The sequence below is a fragment of the Myroides sp. DF42-4-2 genome (assembly GCF_030326445.1).
Taxonomy (GTDB): Bacteria; Bacteroidota; Bacteroidia; order Flavobacteriales; family Flavobacteriaceae; genus Flavobacterium.
The window spans coordinates 18,669-38,653 of record NZ_JACAKI010000019.1 but is presented as its reverse complement, the minus strand read 5'-3'; the positions used below and the strand labels follow the sequence as shown (position 1 = coordinate 38,653).

The window sequence follows — 19,985 nt, the reverse complement described above, 5'->3', positions numbered from 1 at the left end:
AGCAATGAAAAATATAGTTTACTTACTAATCGGAACCTTTTTCGGAATTGTTATGTACAAATCTGAAGCCGCATCATGGTTCCGGATTTATGAAATGTTCCAGTTTCAATCCATTCACATGTATGGTTTAATGGGAACTGCTTTGGCAGTAGGAATAATCGTAGTACAATACATCAAAAGAAACAAGGTAAAAGATATTACTGGAAATCCTATTGTTATTGCAGACAAGGATAAAAGTATTCCACGCTATTTAATAGGTGGTATTCTTTTTGGTTTAGGCTGGGCGTTAGCGGGAGCATGTCCAGGTCCAATGTTTGTAATGACAGGTGCAGGATATTTCCCGATTTTAGTTGTAATTTTAGGGGCGTTATTAGGAACGTGGCTTTATGGTCTGATAAAAAACAAGCTGCCTCATTAAATCGAAATAAATATGGAAGAATTAATCCGTGAAACCTACCGGGGGATATTTGAAAAAGAGCTCATTGACGAAATCGTTTCTGTCGCTAAGGTTGTCGAATTCAAAGAAGGAGATGTATTGATAGATATTGGTAAATATATCAAAACCATGCCTTTGCTAATCAGTGGAGCTATCAAAATTATGCGTGAAGATTTTGATACAGGTGAACTATTACTATACTTTATCGAAAAAGGAGATACTTGCTCTATGACACTTACCTGCTGTATGGGCGATAAAAAAAGCGAAATCCGGGCAGTGGCAGAAAATAATGGTTTGGTAGCGATGATTCCCGTAGGGAAAATGGAAGAATGGATGGGTAAATATAAAAGCTGGCGTGCTTTTGTTTTTGAAAGTTATAACAATCGCTTCAATGAAATGCTCGCTGCTATAGACAATATTGCCTTTATGCACATGGATGAACGCCTTTACAACTATCTTCAGGAGAAAAGTAAGATCAACGATTCGAATATTATTACTAAAACCCACCAGGAAATTGCTTACGAATTAAACAGTTCCCGTGTAGTAATTTCCCGATTGCTGAAAGCATTGGAAAATGAAGGAAAAATAAAACTAAACCGCAATAACATAGAATTGTTAAACTAACGCTATGGAAGAAACCAAAGGCGAACAAATAAATTCTCCTTTCAAAAAAGACCTGATACTTAGAGAAGAATTAGCTATCCAGCGTATATTTCTTGCCAACCAATCGACATTTCTGTCATTTTAAGAAGTTCTATCTACTATTTTGTGGCTGGTCTTAGTGTCAACAAACTTGTTGATGGTAACGAGGCGGCAATTTTTGAATTGCATGAAGTAAGCCAAACGAGACATAAATTAACGGAAGAATTCGAAATAAACTCACACAAAATGAAACTCGCTGAACAAGAATATACAATTGAGCGGCTAAAAGAATTAAAAGATAACGGGATATTAATATTGAATTAATATAAAGTGAGTATTATATCCATAATTTTATAAAAAGATGGATGGCACACAAAACACCCTTTTATCGAGTAATAATTGATAGAATAACATATGAAACGATTAGGAATAATTTATTTATTGTCTGTTGCAATTGTTAGTTTGAACTCTTGCGATTATGTAAAAAAAGCAGTCGAAGACACCTTTAACAATCAAGAAGATTCGCAAGAGAATCTAAAAGATACTTTTCACAACCCTTTTAGTTCGAAGCTCAGAGCACAAAACCAAACGATTGAAAAATACCGTGAGCTCATCCAGGGGTTATATCCAACACTTGATAGCCTAAAGTTTGATTACACCATGGCAATGCTGACGCATGAAATCGAGAAATGGAACAGAACTGAGATATCCTTACTTTTCCAACCTGAGAGATTGGATGAAATCCAAGCCGAATTATATACAGTATTAAATACGGAAGACATACTGTTATACTCTTCTCCCTTATTTGTAGAGCACCAAAGAGTACGTTTGCCTATTGTCAATCCGTCAAACCCCAACGAAGTAGATTGGTATTGGCATGAAAGCAAAACCGGAAAATGGGCAAAAAAAGATCCTGTAAAATTAACTAGTAGAGACTTGCAGAATATGGAGGGAAATTCCTATCCGCTCGCCACTATCAAGTTGCGTACTGCCCATCAGGTTCTATACGAGGTCATCAATAGGTTTGACGAGATAGGTTTTATAGAGCTCCCTTCTTCGGTAACCTATTACTCGCATCCACACAAACAATATTGGGCAATTTCACTAAGAGGTGATCGCTCAGATTACAGTCTGGAAACCGATAGCCAAGGAAAGTTTGCAAAACTGGAAATGAGGTAATGATTCAGCGTATTTAATAGTTTAAACACAAAAGATATGAGTAGAAATTTTTGGCAGTGGTACATCTTCTTTTTCCTTTACATCTTCCCTTTGTTTTTTTCTTATGCTGGAGGATGGAGTTCGGGTGCATGGACGGCGACAATTTCTCTGATGATTGGAATCATCGGTTGGGCCTGGTTGATCAAAGTACAGTTCCGAAAGCATGTCAGTAAGCCCAAGCTATTGCTGAAAGAAGCTCAAGAGCTACAGAGAAGCGGAAAGGTTGTAGATGCAAAAATCTATGAGATCATCACAAAAAAAGAAACCAAAGAAGGAAATTTCATGACCGAAGTAATGGTGTCTTTTCCCAATTTGGCGGGTACCGAAATCACTACTTCTTTTGATTTTCTTGATATCAAGCCACATTTAAAGAGATATGAAGTTGGGAAACAACTCCCCCTCAGACTAAACACACAAAAAAGTGCAGAAATTCCATGGATACTAGGCGAGGGAGATTATTTTGCTACCAAATCGAAAATGCGTTGGCTTTATCTATTTACTATTGTGTATGCCATTGCAGTATTTATAGTCAATCATTTGGTCTTTAGCAATGGAAAAGGATGGCGTTGGCTTTCGCTATGGCACCCTTGGGTCTGGACTCCATATTTTGGGCTTATAACTGAATTAGCAATTAACAAAATTTTCAGCCGAATGGGAGGTGGACTTAATCATAAAAGTTCCTATAAATTGTTTCTATACGGTTTGGAAACCAAAGGACATATTACGAAAATTAATCAGACCGGGACATTCATCAATGAGCAACCTGAAATGCGCATCCACATCAACTATACCGATAAAGACGGTAAGACACATTACTTAGAGAAAAAGAAAGTAGTATTACTCTCAGACATACACGCATACCAAGTAGGAGAAGTTAATCTACTCTACCTGCCGGATAGTCCACAAACTATAGAGTTCATATGATCAATTGTAAAAACTATAAAGCTGAGTTCGATTATTATTTTTTACTCAGAACGCTTTGAAATTGTCAGATTCGACTGATAACAACGAAGGAATAGCGGGCTATTTCTAGGCGTTTTCAGGAAGAAGATGGCTGTTTCAAAGTGAAACAACAAAAAAGCTAATCAATTAAACACGCTATGCTGTGTTGCCTCTGCTTGGCTTATCTCGATAAGCCTGCACAAAGGCGCCTTAACTATCATATTTATATTTCTGAGCGACCAAAGAAGAGTCTAACTCAGGTTTCAAGTATCATCACCAAAACCCATCAGGAGATTGCCTACGAACTCAACAGTTCCCGAGTAGTAATTTCACGATTGCTGAAAGCATTGGAAAATGAAGGAAAAATAAAACTAAACCGCAATAACATAGAATTGTTAAACTAACACTATGGAAGAAACCAAAGGCGAACAAATAAATTCACCTTTCAAAAAAGACCTGATACTTAGAGAAGAATTAGCTATCCAACGTACATTTCTTGCCAACCAATCGACATTTCTGTCATTTTAAGAAGTTCTATCTACTATTTTGTGGCTGGTCTTAGTGTCAACAAACTTGTTGATGGTAACGAGGCGGTGATTTTTGAATACATCTTGTTCGTCATATCCAGTCTTTTGCTGATTGTGGGTATCATCAATTTTTTCCGAAATCATAAAAAAATCAAGCAGAGCGAAATTCATATCGGCGATTATAAGTTGAAATATGAAAAGGCAGAATAATTTTGCATATAGCTTATCATTAGATTAAGAGTATCCCAAAATACATTGTTTCAAAATCACTCTTCTGTAACATTGGTTACAATAAAAACCATTTTGTAAAAATAACTTTGTTGCAATAATGGTTTCAAAAGATTTTCTTTGAAAAAGGCAGCCTTGTACATATTCCTCTTTACTTTAGTGTTTAGAACGTTCTATGCACAGTTTCATTATGCTTTTTATTTATTGGATACCGAAAGATATATAGAATTGTTTTGTGAAAATCAAGAGAAACCTGAACTGCATTGTAATGGAAAATGTAGTCTGAATAAAGCCTCAAAAGAAGCTTCAGAAACACAGGAAAAAATACCCGAACAGATTTCCTCCATCAGCTTTCCTGATTTTATTCCTACCGAAAAATTCACTTTAGAGTTTATAAAAATCAAAAGATTACAGAAGAATAAAATCATTGCCAAACAATCTTTTTATTCCTTTCTGTATTTGGATAAATGCAAATATCCACCCGAAAATTTGATGATCTAAATTAAAATCCCTGATATATTCACGGGACACATTTATCATTCATCAAATTTTAAAAAATGAAATCAATACTATTGACTTTGCTTTGTATTGTGCCTTATATAACTATGGCTCAAAGTGAGCAAAAAGAGGATACTATAAAAACAACGATCCTCAATGAAATAATAATTACGGGTTATAGATTGGAAAACCCCACATTCAGTAAAGTTTCCAACAACTATAATGAAAAAATAGTCCAACCCAAAAATGTTGCGGGCTTGTTTTGTGACATCAATGGATTTTCCTTGATAAAGAGAGGAAATTACGCAATGGATCCCACATTTCGTGGTGCACAATATGAGCAATTGAACATTCAATACGATGGTGGACTGAAAGTGATGCACGCTTGTCCCAATCGTATGGATCCGATCACCTCTCACATTTCACCTGAAGAAATTGAGAAAATAGAAATCATTAAAGGTCCCTATAGTGTGCGGTACGGTGCAAATTTTGGAGGCATCGTCAATCTGGTCACACGCAATCCATCAAAAGGAGAACACGGCTTTCACGGTTCGGTGGCTTCAGGCTACGAAACCAATGGAAGTGCCTATGTAGGAATGGCTCAACTACAGTATGTAACGCAAAAATTTGACGTAGCTGGTAATTTCGGTTACAGAGATTATGGCAATTACAAAGACGGTGATGATACAAAAATTCCATCTTCATTCAGAAGTACTGACTATGGTTTGAAATTAGGCTATAATATCCATCCGAATCAGCGTATACAAGCATCCTGGAGACAGGCTTTCGGACGTGATGTGTTGCACGCAGGTCTTCCTATGGATACCGAATATGACAACAGCAGCATTGCTTCATTGGATTACAAATGGGATAATGTTGGGAAAAATCTGAAAAGTCTGCAAGTAAAAACCTACTACAGTTATGTAGATCATCTGATGACCAATTACAAACGCTCCACAGCGACAGCAACCGAAGCAGCGGCCGATGTAAATTCTACAACCATCGGGGCAAAAGCAGAATTGGAATGGAAAACGTCCGATAAACTTCATTTTTTTAGCGGAGTGGATTATCTACACATCAGCAGATATGGAGACCGAACAAGACTGATAAAGATGCAGAACGGTAATCCATTGCCTAACCCTATTACAAGAATAAATTCTATATGGCAGGATTCGTATATTGACGATATAGGAGCTTATACGGAAGCGAAATGGAACTTTCTGCCCAGCTATATTTTATCCGCAGGATTACGTTACGATATGGTCATTTCAGACATTCGTAAACTGGAAGCTGATTTTGCCGCATTGTATGATTTGGATAAAAGAACAGAGCATAATATAAGCGGAACCATTTCGTTGAAAAAAGCATTTTCAGACCGCCTTTTTTTAGAATTTGCTTATGGTCGTGGTGTGCGTTCTGCCAATATGATCGAGCGATACATCAACCAGTTCAATGTAGGACAGGATAGCTATACTTATACCGGAAATTCTGATTTGAAAGCTGAAATAAATAATCAGTTTGAAATTGGATTAAGCGGTTATGAAAACCTAAGTGGCTTTTTCAATACCATTCGTTTTGAGGGATCTGTGTATTATGGCTTTTTGAAAAATTATATTTCAGCAGTGATTGAGCCTGATATAGCATCTGATGCAAAAGTATTTACAAATATAAAAGATGCTTATAAAACGGGTATTGATGTTTCCGCAAAATTAGATTTCGGAAAGTACTATTTCTTAAAAACAGATTTGTCTTATATCTATACCAGAAATAAGGATTTTGATGAATCTTTACCGTTAATTCCTCCATTCACAGCTCGTATTTCTAAAGGAATAGAAAAAGAAAAATTCTGGGGAAATATTCAATATAATATTGTTGCAACCCAAAATGAGTTGGCATATTCATTCGGAGAAATCAGAACAGGAGGTTATCAGACTATGGATGTGCGGTTAGGTTATAAACCTGTTGAAAAACTAAGTATCGGAATAGCCGGGCTAAATATTTTTGATAAGACATACCACAACCACTTAAATTTTGCATTTCGAAATCAAGAAGGTTTTGCCAGCGTACCGATTAATGAAGCAGGTAGAAATTTTACGGTTTTCATGCAATATAAATTTTAATGTATGCAGCCAAAATCCAAACATAAAATCACCACGCTAACAGGAATTGCCATTGTTGTTGCCAATATGATAGGCACAGGTGCATTTACCAGTTTAGGGTTTCAACTCAAAGACTTGAATAATCCTTCGGTTGTACTTACTCTTTGGGTTTTAGGCGGTATTTTGGCTCTTTCGGGAGCGTTCAGTTATGCTGAAGTAGGAACGGTTATTTCAAAATCAGGAGGAGAATATGCTTTCTTGTCCAAAATTTACAATCCTTTAATCGGATATCTTTCGGGATGGATTTCGCTTACCGTTGGTTTTGCGGCACCGATTGCTTTAGCTGCGATTGCTTTTTCGGAGTATTTTCCATTTGGGAATTTCAATGTCAAATGGATGAGTATTGCTTTGGTCGCTGTCATCACATTAATCCATACCCGAAGTTTGAAACTGAGTGCCGAATTTCAAAACATCAGTACTTTGCTCAAAGTAATTTTGATTGTCATAATTGTTGGTGTTGGTTTGGTTTTACCGGAGCATTCGGGCAATGAAATCGTTTCTTCAAAAGGATATTTTACCGAATTAACGTCAACAGCTTTTGCCATAGCACTGATTTATGTAAGTTATTCCTATTCGGGCTGGAATGCGGCAGCTTATATTACCGAAGAATTTGAAAATCCTTTAAAATCTTTACCCAAAGCACTTATTGGAGGAACAATTTTGGTAACGGTTTTATACGCCTTATTGCAATACGTTTTTCTGAAACACGTTCCGGTTGATTATTTAGCCGGACAGTTGAACGTAGGCACCATTGCTACACAGCAAATGTTGGGAGAAAAATTAGGGAATTTCTTTGGGTTGGCCATTTCATTACTGTTAATCTCAGGCATTAGTGCTATGGTTTGGGTTGGCCCGAGAGTAACATCGAGCATTGCAAAAGAACATCGTCTTTGGTCGTACTTTCAAACACAGGAAAACGGCATTCCCAAAAGAGCCTTGTGGTTGCAGTTTAGCATCAGTGCCTTATTGTTGCTCACCGGCACCTTTGAGCAGATTATGATTTATTGCGGAATATTGCTTACTGCATCTTCTTTAATGACAGTTTTAGGCGTATTCAAATTGCGAAAGCAAAATCACAATCAACAAACAAAAGGTTTCAAAAGTCCGTTATTTCCGCTGTTTCAAATTGTGTTTGTTCTTTTATCTGTATGGATGATTACCTACGCATTAATCCATAATCCGTTTGAAACAATATTGGGAATGAGCAATTTACTCATCGGAACAGGAACTTATTTTTGGAGTGAAAAAATAAAAAAGTCTAATTATTAAATTGATATAAAATGAAAAAACAAATTATTACGGCAATCTTCGCAATTGCCACAACAAGCACACTTATGGCACAAGAACACAACAAACACAAAGGTCACGGAGACGGAAAACCTGCACATTCTGCAAATGAGTATATGCACAGATCATCTGTGGATGAATTAGCAAATCGTTTTGAATCGAAAGAAAGAGACGAATACCAGCAACCGCACAAGGTGATGCAATATTTAGGCGACATCAACGGAAAAACCATTATGGACATCGGTGCCGGAACGGGATATTTTTCTGTGAAACTGGCCAAACACGGAGCAAATGTAATTGCAGCCGATGTAAATGACGAGTTTCAGACTTTCCTGAAAAAACGTATGGAAGACAACAAAATCGATAATATCACTCTTCGCAAAATACCTTTTGACAGTCCTGATTTGAAAGACAATGAAGTGGATATGGTGTTAATCGTAAATACCTATCACCATATTGACAATCGAGCCGAATATTTTGCAAAAGTAAAAAAAGGAACAAAAAACAATGGAGAATTGGTCGTGATTGATTTCTTCAAAACAGATGTTCCGGTGGGCCCGCCAACCGACCATAAAGTGTCTATCGATGAAGTAATTGCAGAGTTGAAAAAAGCAGGTTATACTTCTTTTGAAGTGAATGTAGATTTACTGCCGTATCAATTTATTATTAAAGCGAAATAAATCTCCTTTCTGTAACAATGGTTACTGTGTAAATTCCTGTTACGACATAATTTTACAACAGTTTAAAATGTAATAAAAATGGAAAATAAGGCAACAATACAGGAGTTCAATCGCTTCTTGAATATTCACGAACAATTGTATCTTCAAACGCTGGAATTACTGAAAGATGTTCCCGATGAAGTATTTAACAGTACACCGATTGATAACGAAGTGATGTATCTCGGAACTCGTGTGAATACAATTAATATAGGTGGATTAATCCGTCATTTTGTATTGGCAGAAATTCATTGGTTTCAGGCGATGAAGGAAGGAGAAAACGGACTGGCAATTCCAAAACCCGATAACGCTTCTTTATTGGAAAACATTGCAGACGGACAGGAATTAGTGGAAAAATACAAGGACGTTTTTGCCAAAGGATTTGAAATCTTAAAAAGCTATACCGAAGAAGATTTGAATAAAACCGTTTCCTTTATGGGACGGAAATACACGGTAATGGCATTTCTGTGGATTACGTTTGGGCATCATTCGTACCATTTAGGGCAGGTAGATATGCTGATGCGTCAAAACGGAATTTATCCGGCTGAATATATGGAATGGCCCAACACTTCAACCTTAATCGGATAATGGAAAACATTAGAAAAAAGTACGAAGAACTGCTGGGTTTCGTTCCGGAAAACATCGAGAAAAGGTTAAAATTGGCAGCACTTTCAGACGAAACAGATGCCATAGAAATCATCGAAAAATACCGAGAACAACTCATTTACAACAATCCACTTGACAAGAAAACCCAGCAATTGGTTCACTTTGCTCTATTGATTGGCGGAATGCACAAAGAACCTGCAAAATTGCACGCCAAAGGAGCCTTAAAAGCCGGAGCTACCGTAAAAGAACTTTTTGGCGTTTGCGAAACCGCAGCGATTACAGGTGGAATGCCTGCATTTAGCATGGCAGTAGATTGTGTGTTTGAAGCAATTGAAAATCCTGCTTAGAAAGCTGTTTAATAGCTTTAGTGAAAAACGAGGATTAAATGTCCTCGTTTTTTATTTGTGTAACCTTTGTTACAGTGTAGCTTAATGAGCTAAACTACTTTTACATTTTTAAAATAGTTTGGATTAAATGAATTTGTCTGAAAGACAGCTGGAAATCATAAAGGCATCAGGTAAAATATTGATGGAAAGTGGCATTGCAGGGCTTACAACTAAAAATTTGGCTCGGGAAATGCATTTTTCAGAAAGTGCTTTGTATCGTCATTTCAAAAATAAAGAGGCAATCGTAACACTATTAATTGCTTATTTATCAGAAAATATTACCCAGCGTTTTGATGCCATTATCAATACAAAGCAATCACCGGAAGGAAAGTTTACAACACTTTTTAAAAGTCAGTTTTCGTATTTCAAGCAAAATCCGTGTTTCATCAATATTGTTTTATCAGACGGGTTGATTGATAATTCTGATGAGGTGAAAAATGCCATACAGCAATTATTACAAACCAATTTCATCCGTTTCAATTCCCTGATAAAGGAAGGACAAGAGACAGGTGTTTTTAGAACAGTAATAGCTTCAGAAGAACTCGTGCATATTGTTATGGGTACGTTTCGGCTGCAAATGCTGAAGTGGAAATTGGCTTCTTTTGAATTTGATATTGAGGTTCAGGGACAAAAAACAATGGATAGCATTTTAGCTTTAATAAAGGTCTAATTTATAATATTTTTTTGAATGAAAAAGTTAGTGAATATTCACAAACATAAATTACTAATAGTCATCCTTTTATTGCCTTTTATGGTATGGTCGCAGGAGAAGAAAGAATTTCATACGCTGGACGAAGTACTTGCCTTTGCAAAGGAGAAAAAAGTCAGTTTCAGAAATGACATCATCCAGCAAAATTTAGCAGAGCTGACCAGAAAAACCGCAGTTGGAAGTGCCTTTAATCCGAGAATTCCGGTATCGGCTCAGGTTATTGATAATATGAATTTGCAAACCAATTATATTTCTGCCGAAGTTTTCGGCGGTTTGCCCGGTTCTTTTCGTGAAATCACAATGGGTTTGCAATATGTAAGCACATTCAGCATACAGCCGCAGTTCGATATTATTAACCTTGGAAATATAAGCCGTATAAAACTTGCCAAAACCAATCAGGAACTGGTAGCCAATCAGCAAAAAATAAACGAATGGACTATTTATGACCAGTTGAACGGCATTTACTTTAATATCTTATCGTTTCAGGGACAGCAACAGATGGTAGAGCAGAATATTGTCATTGCAAAACAAATTTTAACCATCGTAAACAACAGATTTGAAGAAGGACTTGTACGCAAACAAGATGTAAACGAAGCCGAAGTGAACCTTATTCGATTACAGGATCAGCTTTCGCAATTGCAATTTAATATCCAAATCCAACAGCAAAATCTTGCTTTGTTTTTTGAGAATGAAGTCAATCCCATTTTAAATCAAAACATTCGAGATTTTGATCATAAACAAATATTGACAGAAGCAAACAACAATTTATGGGTAAACCATTATCAGCTGAGAGAAAAAGTGGCAGAACAGGAATGGAAAGCGGCACAGAAACAACAGTTACCCGTTTTGGGATTTGTATCTTCCTTTAATTGGCAAAACTTGAGTAATGCGTCTTTTTTTCATTCTAATTCCAATTGGATTGATTTTAATTACGTTGGTCTTCGTTTGAGTTGGGATTTACCTACTACCGTTTCAAAATACTCGGCAGTAAAAGAGAAAAAAATGCAATGGCAAATGGCGGAAAATGATCGTATTCATTTTTTGCGTGAAAACCAAACCCGCAATAGCAATTTGTTGGTGGAGTACGAAAAAGCATCTTCACAGCTCGAAAATTTTAAGAAAATTCAAACCTTGAAAGAAGATACTTATCAGAAATACTTCGATCAGTATCAGGAAAATATTCTGCCCTTAGACAAATTACTTACTGCACAAACGGATATGCTGCTGAGCCAGCTAAATGTTATTACAGCTTTGGCAGGCATTGGATTTAGTGAAAATAAAATTATCATCAATAATAAGTTTTAAACTATGAAAATAAAGTTGCTCGTTACCATTGTACTGTTCGCTACACTACAATCCTGTGGTTCAAAGGAAGAAGCGCAGCCGGTGGTAAAAGATATAAAAGAATTGGTTTTTGCATCGGGAATGCTCGATTGGGATGATGCTTATCATCTCACGGCACAAACAGATGGCGTATTGACCGAAGCTAATTTTGAGGTGGGAGACAAAATGAATATAGGAAAAGTTATTGCGGTTATCGACAATCCGTCTAACCGTATCAATACGCATTCGGCAGAGGAACAATTAACCATTGCCAACGAAAACCTAACGGAAAATTCGCCTGCAATTCAGCAACTGGAACAAAACATTCGCTATGCAGAAAGCAAATACGAGCAAGACAAACAACAAGCTGAACGTTATGAACGCCTGTTCCAAAAGCAAAGTGTAGCCAAGGTAGAATTTGAAAATATGCAATTGGCAGCAAAAAATTCACTGGCACAGCTGAATGCCTTAAAAAAGCAAAAAGCAGAACTGTTGCAACGTGCCAAAACACAGCAGATTTCTAACAAAAATCAGCTACAAAACAGCAAAGTGATAGAACGATACAATCAACTGATAATACCTCAAAATGGTACGATTGTCAACAAGCTGAAATCAACAGGAGATTATGTCAAAAAAGGAGATATTGTTGCTACAATTGCTGATGACAGCAAACCGGAAGTGGTATTGAACGTAGATGAAAAAAGCATCGGAAAAGTAAAATTGGGACAATTGGTTTATATACAGTTTAACACAGATAAAAGCAACGTGTACGAAGGCAAAATCAGTGAAATAGTGGCTGCATTTGATGAAAAAACACAATCATTTGTTGTAAAAGTGTTGCTGAATGAAGCACCTTCAAGTAGTATTTACGGCACACAGTTGGAAGCCAATATTTTGACAAGCGAAAAGAAGAATGCTTTATTAATTCCGAGAAGTTATTTGGGCTTTGGAAATAAGGTAAAACTAAAAGGGAAAGACGAACCCGTTGTTGTAAAAACAGGTATCATTTCTACCGAATATGTAGAAATATTGGAAGGAATTAGCAAAGATGATATTCTGGAACATATAAAACCTTAGACTGATGAATATTAATACAGACATAGCCAGAACCTATCTGTTTTCGGGCAAAAAAATGACTGCTGTAGCCGTTCTTGGTGTGTTGCTCGGAATGTCGATCTATATTTTCATGAACAGTTTACTGGTTGGTTTTGATAAAGCATCTGACGAAAATATTTTCAAAAATACGCCACATATTCGGTTGTACCATGATGATGTCATCAGCAAAAATCTGGTAAGTGATACTGCTGCCGAATACCTGATTTCTAATCCGAAAATAGTACCCAAAGTCAATACTATCATTAACCCGAACGGTATTGCAGAAATGGCACAACAGCAAAAGGAAGTAACTGTGGTAACAGCCCAGGTAAACACAAGCGTGTTTTATAATAACGGAAGAACTCAAGTGAGTGGATTAAGCATCGGGATAAAGCCAGATGAAGCAGATATGATGTACAGCATTACATCATCAATGGTTGAAGGCAAATTTGAAACCCTGAAATCCGACCCGAACGGCATCGTAATCGGTATAGGAATAGCAGAAAAAATGAACTTGGCACTTGGTGATAACATCAATCTTACATCACAAAAAGGTGTAACTAAGAACCTGCGTGTAGCAGGTATTTTTCGATCATTTAATTCAACTGCCGACGACACCAAATCGTACGTTAATCTATACACCGCTCAGCAATTGCTCAAAGAAAACAATGTGTATGTAACAGACATCAGTGTCAATGTAAAAGATCCGCACCACGCGGCAGCCGTTGCCGAAAAGTTATCTCAATTAACCGGATACAAATCCGAAGATTGGAAAGAGAGTAACGAATCGCTGATGGCACTCAGCAAAATGCGGTTCATTATGATCAATTTTGTCTCTACAGCCATTATGCTCATTGCCGGTTTTGGCATTTACAATATCCTGAACATGACCGTTTCCCAAAAAATAAATGACATTGCCATATTAAAGGCTATTGGTTTTAAAGGGAACGACGTGATACGGATTTTTGTAACGCAGGCATTATCTATTGGCTTGATCGGTGTAGTTGGCGGAATGCTGATGGCATTGCTAATGATTACCTTGTTGAAAAAGGTTTACATCGGTGGTGACATAGGATACTTTCCTGTAGATTATGAACTGCAGAAATTCATTCAGGGAATTGTTATGGGCTTAGTGATTACATTTTTTGCCGGATACATTCCAGCCCGTAAAGCAGCAAAAGTAGATCCGGTCAGCATTTTTAGAAAGTAAATCATGGATAAAAATATCGTTTTAAAAACAGAAAATATCGACAAGTATTTTTATGACCCGGTAGAATTTCAGGTGTTGAAAAATATTGGTTTTGAAGTAGAGAGAGGAGAATTCTTAACACTTGTCGGGAAGTCAGGGAGTGGTAAATCTACTTTGCTCTATATTCTTTCCACTATGGACAGAGACTATAGTGGAAATTTAATGATAGATAATGAATTAATTACCGGAAAATCGGTTGATGAACTGGCTGCAATCCGAAACGAAAAAATAGGTTTTGTATTCCAGTTTCATTACCTGCTGTCAGAATTTACCTGCCTGAAAAACGTGATGATTCCCGCACTGAAACTTGGTAAGTTTTCTCCAAAAGAAATAGAAGAACGGGCTTATGAAAAGTTAAAAATGCTGGGTATGGAAGATCAGGCTCTTAAACCTGCGAATAAACTTTCGGGTGGACAGCAACAACGTGTTGCCATTGCCAGAGCGTTAATTAATGATCCGTTGATTATTATGGGTGATGAGCCAACAGGTAATTTGGACAGTAAAAATACAGACATTGTTTTTGATATTTTCAAAGACCTGACACGCAGTTTTGGACAGACCATTATCGCTGTAACCCACGATGATGAATTCGCTCAAAAAAGTGACCGAACCATAGAAATGAAAGACGGAAACATCATTGGTGGACATACAAATTAAATACAATGAACAATAACATATCTATACCTCAAAACATTGAAAATCAAACTTCGTATAAAAGAAAAGTTTCTTTATCGGAACTATTTCGTTCGCTGGTATTAGCACCGAGGTCAGCAATAGTATTTATCAAAAATAAAAAACAGAACACCATTGATGAACAATTTTTAGAAAGATTGCAACTGGCAGTAACTGAGGTCAACTCTTGTGCCGTATGTTCATACGCCCATACGCAGATGGCATTAAAAATGGGAATGAATAACGATGAAATATCGGGTTTCCTTACGGGAGACAAAAGCTTTGTCAAACCCGAAGAATCGAAAGCCGTCCTATTTGCTCAACATTATGCCGAAACACGTGGATTGCCCGAAATGGAAACATACGAAGCCATTGTAAAAGAATACGGAAAAGAAAAAGCAAGAATTATATTAGCTGCCATTCAACTGATGCTGATGGGCAATATGATTGGCTTACCAATGAGTGCACTCCGTGCCAGAAAGAAAGGGAAACCTTATTCAGATAGTTCTTTGTTGTATGAATACGGAATGATTATAGCCGCTATATTCATAATTCCGATTGCATTGGTTGTTTCATTCGTAAAATGGATTTTTGGAAGACCGAATATCTATTTTGAGACCAACAAAGAATAGGTTGAAAGATTAAAAAATGGAACAATTGCTTTTTTGAATATTTTTTTATTCCTGCATCCTATGTAACCTATGTTACTTTCCGCCAAAATGGGAATTGCTAATTTTGACGATTTGTTACTACACTAATAACGTACTAAAGTTAGTGTAGATAGTTTTAAACATTGAATTTTAAAGCAATTAATATATGAAATCCATCTTTTTAAAAAACAGTTTTCTTTGGTTGGTAGCAATATTCTTCTTGTCCAATTTCTCATTTGCACAAACTCTTTTCTTTGAGCGTATTTATGACGAAACGCTATCACAGGCAAGTTACGTGATCGGCGATACAGAAACCAAAGAAGTGATTGTAATCGACCCTAAAAGAGACATTGACACTTATCTGGAAATAGCTCAGACAAACAATCTGAAAATAACGAAAATAACCGAAACTCATATTCACGCAGACTTTCTCAGTGGTTCGAGAGAACTCGCAGCAGTTACGAAAGCACCGCTGTATTTATCCGACGAAGGCGGAAAAGACTGGCAATACGATTTTCCACACACCGGACTGAAAAATGGCGATAAAATTTCGGTCGGAAGTATTACGATAGAAGTCATTCACACACCGGGACATACGCCCGAAAGCCTGACTTTTTTGGTTAACGACGGCACAAAAAATCCAATCAAAGCCATTACTGGAGATTTTATTTTTGTAGGCGATGTCGGCCGTCCTGATTTATTGGAAAAAGCAGCAGGACAAATTGGTTCGCAGGAAGTTGGAGCAAAACAACTTTATGCTTCTATCGAACGTTTTATGAAATTACCCGAAGATACCGAAATATGGCCGGGACACGGAGCAGGTTCTTTCTGTGGGAAAAGTTTGAGCAATATTCCGCAATCTACTTTGAAACAAGAAAAATTGACCAATCCGGCTTTGCAATTTTCAGGAAAAGAAAAAGATTTTGTAAACTATATTTTGAGTGAGCAACCCGCTCCGCCAAAATATTTTGCGATGATGAAACATCTGAACAAAGTAAATCGTCCGCTATTGGTTGAAGTACCAAAACTTGCTGAACTCAATCAAAAAGAAATAGATAATGCAATTAAAAATGGGTTAATCGTTATAGATGCCCGTCCTAAAGCAGTTTCGAGTCAAGGATTTATTCCTGGGAGTCTTCTGATTGAAAATATGAAAACATTTTCTACGTTTGCTGGTTCGGTTATTGATTATCAAAATCAAATTGTTTTGGTTGCAGATGAAAATCAAATCGAGGATTTGACCCGTAAACTAATGCGTATCGGGATGGACAATATCTATGGGTATATAACCAATCCGTCTGAACAAAATTTGGCTTTGCAAAATGTAAAAACCATTGATATAGATACTTTCAAATCATATTTAGGAAACAAAAACATTCAGAAAATTGATGTTCGTACCGAAAACGAATACAAAAGTGGTCATATCAAAGGTGTTGAAAATATAGCACTGAATACACTTGAAAACAATCTTGATAAAATCAATAAAAAAGAACCTGTTATCATCCATTGCCAAAGCGGAACAAGAGCGGCAATTGCTTATTCTATTCTTGCAAAAAACGGTTTTGAAAACATTCTGAATTATACCGGTGGAATTAACGATTGGAAAGATAAAAACAATGAACTTGTGAAGTAATTTCAAATTCTCAAACAAGAATGCATCATAAAAGAAAAGCAATCCAAGATTTGTATCCCGATGAACTCGCACATTGCTATGGATGTGGAAAAAACAATCCAAACGGTCATCAGTTAAAAACGTATTTAATCGGGGATGAAACTATTGCGCATTTTACTCCCGATGAGAAATTCACAGCAATTCCCGGTAGTGTATATGGTGGCTTAGTAGCTTCCTTATTAGATTGTCACGGAACTGGTTCGGCTGCGGCTTTTGTTTGTTTAGCAGAAAATATTGATCTTGAAAATGCAACAATTATTTCTGTAAGATGTGTAACAGCATCGCTTAAAGTTGAGTTTAAAGCGCCTACACCAATGGGTAAAGAGTTGGAGCTAAAAGGAAAACTCCGAAGTATAGAGGGCAGAAAAATCTTGGTAGATATGACACTTTCTGCTGAAGGAATTGTTTGTGCGACAGGAGAAATTTTAGCGATAAAACTCAAAGACTAAGTCAAATGCTTAGTCTTTGAGTTTTTTTTAATGCTCTCCATATCCTACATCATCCATTTTACCTTTGAATACCCTAAACTGAATAATGAAATATACAACCACCAAAATGGCTGCAATAATAAACCAATACAATCCTACTGACAATCCATATTCATGAGCTGCCACATTATGCACAGTCAATGAAGGGTTAATTCCATTTGTAGATGGCAATAATGTCGGAAACAAAGAAGCTATAGTAGTAGCAAAACTCCCAAAAATAAACATAGAAGAAAATAAAAATCCGGTGCTGTCTTTTTTGAATTTGGTAATTCTGAACAAACCGATTAGACCTACTGCACCAATTATCGGGAATATCCAAAGCCAATAATGCGTTTGCAGATTATTTAAAGGAAAGGGCTTTACATAATGCCATAAACAAGCAGAAGTAACAACCAGTGCCAACAATACAAAATTCAATTTAAAAATTACCTTTTTTAGCCTTTGATTAAGGTCTGTGGATGTTTTAAGTATAATCCAATTAGCCCCGTGAATGGTTAATGTTACAACCGCGACAAGTCCCAATAACAAGGTAAACCAGTCAATAACTCCCTGATGCACTGCAAGCGGATCAAACGTAGGGTTCCAAAGTGCCAGAAAGAAATAATGAGCTTCTTGTGTAGAAACACCATTTTCGACCATTCCAAGGTTTACACCTCTTACCACGTTTCCGAGTGCTGCACCAAAGAAAAGAGCCAACAGAAAACTTGCAATCCCAAATGCTTTGTCCCATATTGCTTCCCACATTCTGTGATGTACTTGTCCTCTCAGTTCCAATCCCACAGCCCTGAATATCAGCAACCATAATACCAACATCAATGGTAAATAGAAACCACTGAAAGCAGAAGCATATAGCGTAGGAAATGCAAAAAACAGAACACCACCTGCAGCAATGAGCCACACTTCATTAGCATCCCAGAAAGGACCGATAGCATTGGTTACGGCTTTCTTTTCTTCTTCTGTCTTTGCAAAAAACAAATGCACGATTCCGGCTCCGAAATCATACCCATCGAGGATAATGTAAATCCCCAACATAACCATTAATACAATAAACCAAAATATTTCCATAACCATTTATTTTAATGCAATTTTAGCTTCAGGTCCTTTGCGAATGATTTTTAAAACAAGTAAAAGAAAAAGCAGTCCAAGAAGTAAATACAGTCCAACAAAACCCAAAAGTGTAAATAAGGTATTTCCCGAAGATACGGTAGGAGAAACTCCATCTACCATACGCATCAGATTGTAAACCAACCAAGGCTGTCTGCCAAGTTCTGCTGTGTACCATCCAGCTGTGTTGGCTATGTACGGAAAAGGTATCATAAACATCAGTATCCACAACAACCATTTTGTTTGATATAATTTATTTCTCCAAAGTAAAAAAGAAGCAAATACCATAATACCAATGAAAATTGTGCCCAAACCAACCATAATATGATAACCATAATACAAACCGGGGACATTGGTAGGATGTATGGATTCATCAAATTCATTCAAACCTTTAATTTCAGCATCCCAACGCTGATACGTAAGAAAACTAAGTACATTGGGTACAGCGATTTTATTGTCCAGTTTTTTGTTTTCCATATCGGGTTGTCCAACCAAAACGATTTCAGATCCTCCTTTTTCTGTTTCAAAAATACCTTCCATCGCAGCAAATGTTGCTGGCTGGTATTTAACCACATTTTTTGCCGCCCAATCTCCCGTAGGGAAAGCCAATATGACAGAAGAAATCACCCCGAAAACGACTCCGCTTTTTACAAAAATCTTCCCAAAGCGACTATGCTTATTACTCAATAAATAGAAAGCTCCAACGGCTGCCACAAAAAAAGAACTCGTTACTAACGAACCCATTTGATTATGTAGATATGAAGGCCACAGCCAAGGGTTATTGAATAGAGCACCAAAATTGTTCAATACAAATTTTCCGTTCTCCAAAATTTCGTAACCGACAGGATGTTGCATCCAAGAGTGTGTAGCGATAATCAAAAAACCACTTGCCCACGAACCAATGAAAACCATCAGTCCCGATAGAAAGTGTAGTTTCTGTCCAAGTAGCTTTTCACCAAAAAGAAACATGCCCAGAAAAGAAGATTCTAAAAAGAAGGAGAACATTCCTTCCATTGCCAATGTTTGTCCGATGATACCTCCAGTAAGCTCAGAGAACTTAGCCCAGTTCGTGCCAAATTGGAATTCCATCGGAATACCCGTTACAACACCCATTGCGAAGTTCAATGCAAATATCTTCATCCAGAATTTAGAAGCATTATTGTAGTCTTCATTCTTCGTTCGCAGGAACTTCCATTTAAAATAAACAATCATCAGAGAAAGTCCCATAGTGAGCTGAGGGAACAAATAATGAAAGGTAATCGTAAAGGCAAACTGTAGCCGATTGTAAAGGATCATGTCTTCCATAAGGAATATTTTAAGCGTTTGAATATCAGGTTTTGTTACCGCATATATGCACCTGTAAATGTATTTCTAAATT

At 36.9% G+C, this 19,985-nt stretch carries 21 protein-coding genes and 1 pseudogene; 19 read left to right on the top strand and 3 right to left on the bottom strand.

Annotation, left to right across the window (positions count from 1 at the left end; genetic code table 11):
* Window positions 1-4: 4 nt before the first annotated feature.
* From HX062_RS13115 to HX062_RS13095, 5 genes and pseudogenes are all read left to right on the top strand, one after another.
* Window positions 5-418: a YeeE/YedE family protein gene (locus tag HX062_RS13115; protein ID WP_286385893.1), complete on the top strand. Its 414-nt coding sequence runs from the start codon at window positions 5-7 to the stop codon at window positions 416-418.
* Between the two features lie 12 nt (window positions 419-430).
* Window positions 431-1,060, top strand: a complete 630-nt coding sequence (locus HX062_RS13110; RefSeq protein WP_286385891.1) for a Crp/Fnr family transcriptional regulator — start codon at window positions 431-433, stop codon at window positions 1,058-1,060.
* Between the two features lie 432 nt (window positions 1,061-1,492).
* Complete coding sequence (locus HX062_RS13105) at window positions 1,493-2,257, top strand: hypothetical protein (protein WP_286385889.1); 765 nt, start codon at window positions 1,493-1,495, stop codon at window positions 2,255-2,257.
* A 36-nt stretch (window positions 2,258-2,293) separates the two neighbouring features.
* Window positions 2,294-3,220 carry a hypothetical protein gene (locus tag HX062_RS13100; protein WP_286385888.1) on the top strand — a complete coding sequence of 309 codons (927 nt, stop codon included), beginning with the start codon at window positions 2,294-2,296 and terminating at the stop codon, window positions 3,218-3,220.
* A 278-nt stretch (window positions 3,221-3,498) separates the two neighbouring features.
* Window positions 3,499-3,642: pseudogene (locus HX062_RS13095) on the top strand (helix-turn-helix domain-containing protein); the annotation flags it as partial.
* A 120-nt stretch (window positions 3,643-3,762) separates the two neighbouring features.
* On the opposite strand, the gene HX062_RS13090 reads toward HX062_RS13095, so the two are convergent.
* Window positions 3,763-3,936: a hypothetical protein gene (locus tag HX062_RS13090; RefSeq protein WP_286467708.1), complete on the bottom strand. Its 174-nt coding sequence runs from the start codon at window positions 3,934-3,936 to the stop codon at window positions 3,763-3,765.
* 177 nt (window positions 3,937-4,113) lie between these two features.
* Here HX062_RS13090 and HX062_RS13085 point away from each other — a divergent pair, with 177 nt between their 5' ends.
* The 14 genes from HX062_RS13085 (at window position 4,114) to HX062_RS13020 (ending at window position 17,464) form a co-directional block, all read left to right on the top strand.
* Window positions 4,114-4,494 (top strand): hypothetical protein, encoded by a 381-nt coding sequence (locus tag HX062_RS13085; protein WP_286395955.1) that lies wholly within the window; start codon window positions 4,114-4,116, stop codon window positions 4,492-4,494.
* Between the two features lie 56 nt (window positions 4,495-4,550).
* On the top strand, window positions 4,551-6,611 hold the full coding sequence (locus HX062_RS13080) for a TonB-dependent receptor domain-containing protein (protein WP_286395958.1): 2,061 nt from the start codon (window positions 4,551-4,553) through the stop codon (window positions 6,609-6,611).
* Between the two features lie 3 nt (window positions 6,612-6,614).
* On the top strand, window positions 6,615-7,919 hold the full coding sequence (locus HX062_RS13075) for an APC family permease (protein ID WP_286395961.1): 1,305 nt from the start codon (window positions 6,615-6,617) through the stop codon (window positions 7,917-7,919).
* Between the two features lie 11 nt (window positions 7,920-7,930).
* A complete protein-coding gene (locus tag HX062_RS13070) occupies window positions 7,931-8,617 on the top strand; it encodes a class I SAM-dependent methyltransferase (RefSeq protein ID WP_286385884.1) in 687 nt (228 codons plus the stop codon).
* A gap of 78 nt (window positions 8,618-8,695) precedes the next feature.
* On the top strand, window positions 8,696-9,241 hold the full coding sequence (locus HX062_RS13065; protein ID WP_286385883.1) for a DinB family protein: 546 nt from the start codon (window positions 8,696-8,698) through the stop codon (window positions 9,239-9,241).
* Window positions 9,241-9,606, top strand: a complete 366-nt coding sequence (locus HX062_RS13060) for a carboxymuconolactone decarboxylase family protein (protein WP_286385882.1) — start codon at window positions 9,241-9,243, stop codon at window positions 9,604-9,606. Before HX062_RS13065 ends, HX062_RS13060 begins: the two co-directional genes overlap by 1 nt.
* 127 nt (window positions 9,607-9,733) lie before the next feature.
* Window positions 9,734-10,315: a TetR/AcrR family transcriptional regulator gene (locus HX062_RS13055; RefSeq protein WP_286385880.1), complete on the top strand. Its 582-nt coding sequence runs from the start codon at window positions 9,734-9,736 to the stop codon at window positions 10,313-10,315.
* Between the two features lie 18 nt (window positions 10,316-10,333).
* Complete coding sequence (locus HX062_RS13050) at window positions 10,334-11,659, top strand: TolC family protein (protein ID WP_286395964.1); 1,326 nt, start codon at window positions 10,334-10,336, stop codon at window positions 11,657-11,659.
* Window positions 11,660-11,662: 3 nt separating this feature from the next.
* Window positions 11,663-12,754, top strand: a complete 1,092-nt coding sequence (locus HX062_RS13045) for an efflux RND transporter periplasmic adaptor subunit (protein ID WP_286395966.1) — start codon at window positions 11,663-11,665, stop codon at window positions 12,752-12,754.
* A gap of 4 nt (window positions 12,755-12,758) precedes the next feature.
* The gene (locus tag HX062_RS13040; RefSeq protein WP_286385875.1) at window positions 12,759-13,982 is read left to right on the top strand and encodes an ABC transporter permease; all 1,224 of its coding nucleotides are present in this window, start codon (window positions 12,759-12,761) and stop codon (window positions 13,980-13,982) included.
* A gap of 3 nt (window positions 13,983-13,985) precedes the next feature.
* A complete protein-coding gene (locus tag HX062_RS13035) occupies window positions 13,986-14,678 on the top strand; it encodes an ABC transporter ATP-binding protein (RefSeq protein ID WP_286385873.1) in 693 nt (230 codons plus the stop codon).
* A 5-nt stretch (window positions 14,679-14,683) separates the two neighbouring features.
* Window positions 14,684-15,325: a carboxymuconolactone decarboxylase family protein gene (locus tag HX062_RS13030; RefSeq protein WP_286385872.1), complete on the top strand. Its 642-nt coding sequence runs from the start codon at window positions 14,684-14,686 to the stop codon at window positions 15,323-15,325.
* 184 nt (window positions 15,326-15,509) lie between these two features.
* On the top strand, window positions 15,510-16,976 hold the full coding sequence (locus tag HX062_RS13025; RefSeq protein WP_286385870.1) for an MBL fold metallo-hydrolase: 1,467 nt from the start codon (window positions 15,510-15,512) through the stop codon (window positions 16,974-16,976).
* A 20-nt stretch (window positions 16,977-16,996) separates the two neighbouring features.
* Window positions 16,997-17,464, top strand: a complete 468-nt coding sequence (locus tag HX062_RS13020) for a PaaI family thioesterase (protein WP_286385868.1) — start codon at window positions 16,997-16,999, stop codon at window positions 17,462-17,464.
* A gap of 27 nt (window positions 17,465-17,491) precedes the next feature.
* On the opposite strand, the gene cydB is transcribed toward HX062_RS13020, so the two are convergent.
* Both cydB and HX062_RS13010 read right to left on the bottom strand, forming a co-directional pair.
* Window positions 17,492-18,568 carry a cytochrome d ubiquinol oxidase subunit II gene (gene cydB / locus HX062_RS13015; RefSeq protein WP_286385866.1) on the bottom strand — a complete coding sequence of 359 codons (1,077 nt, stop codon included), beginning with the start codon at window positions 18,566-18,568 and terminating at the stop codon, window positions 17,492-17,494.
* Window positions 18,569-18,574: 6 nt separating this feature from the next.
* On the bottom strand, window positions 18,575-19,912 hold the full coding sequence (locus tag HX062_RS13010) for a cytochrome ubiquinol oxidase subunit I (RefSeq protein ID WP_286385865.1): 1,338 nt from the start codon (window positions 19,910-19,912) through the stop codon (window positions 18,575-18,577).
* Window positions 19,913-19,985: the final 73 nt, after the last annotated feature.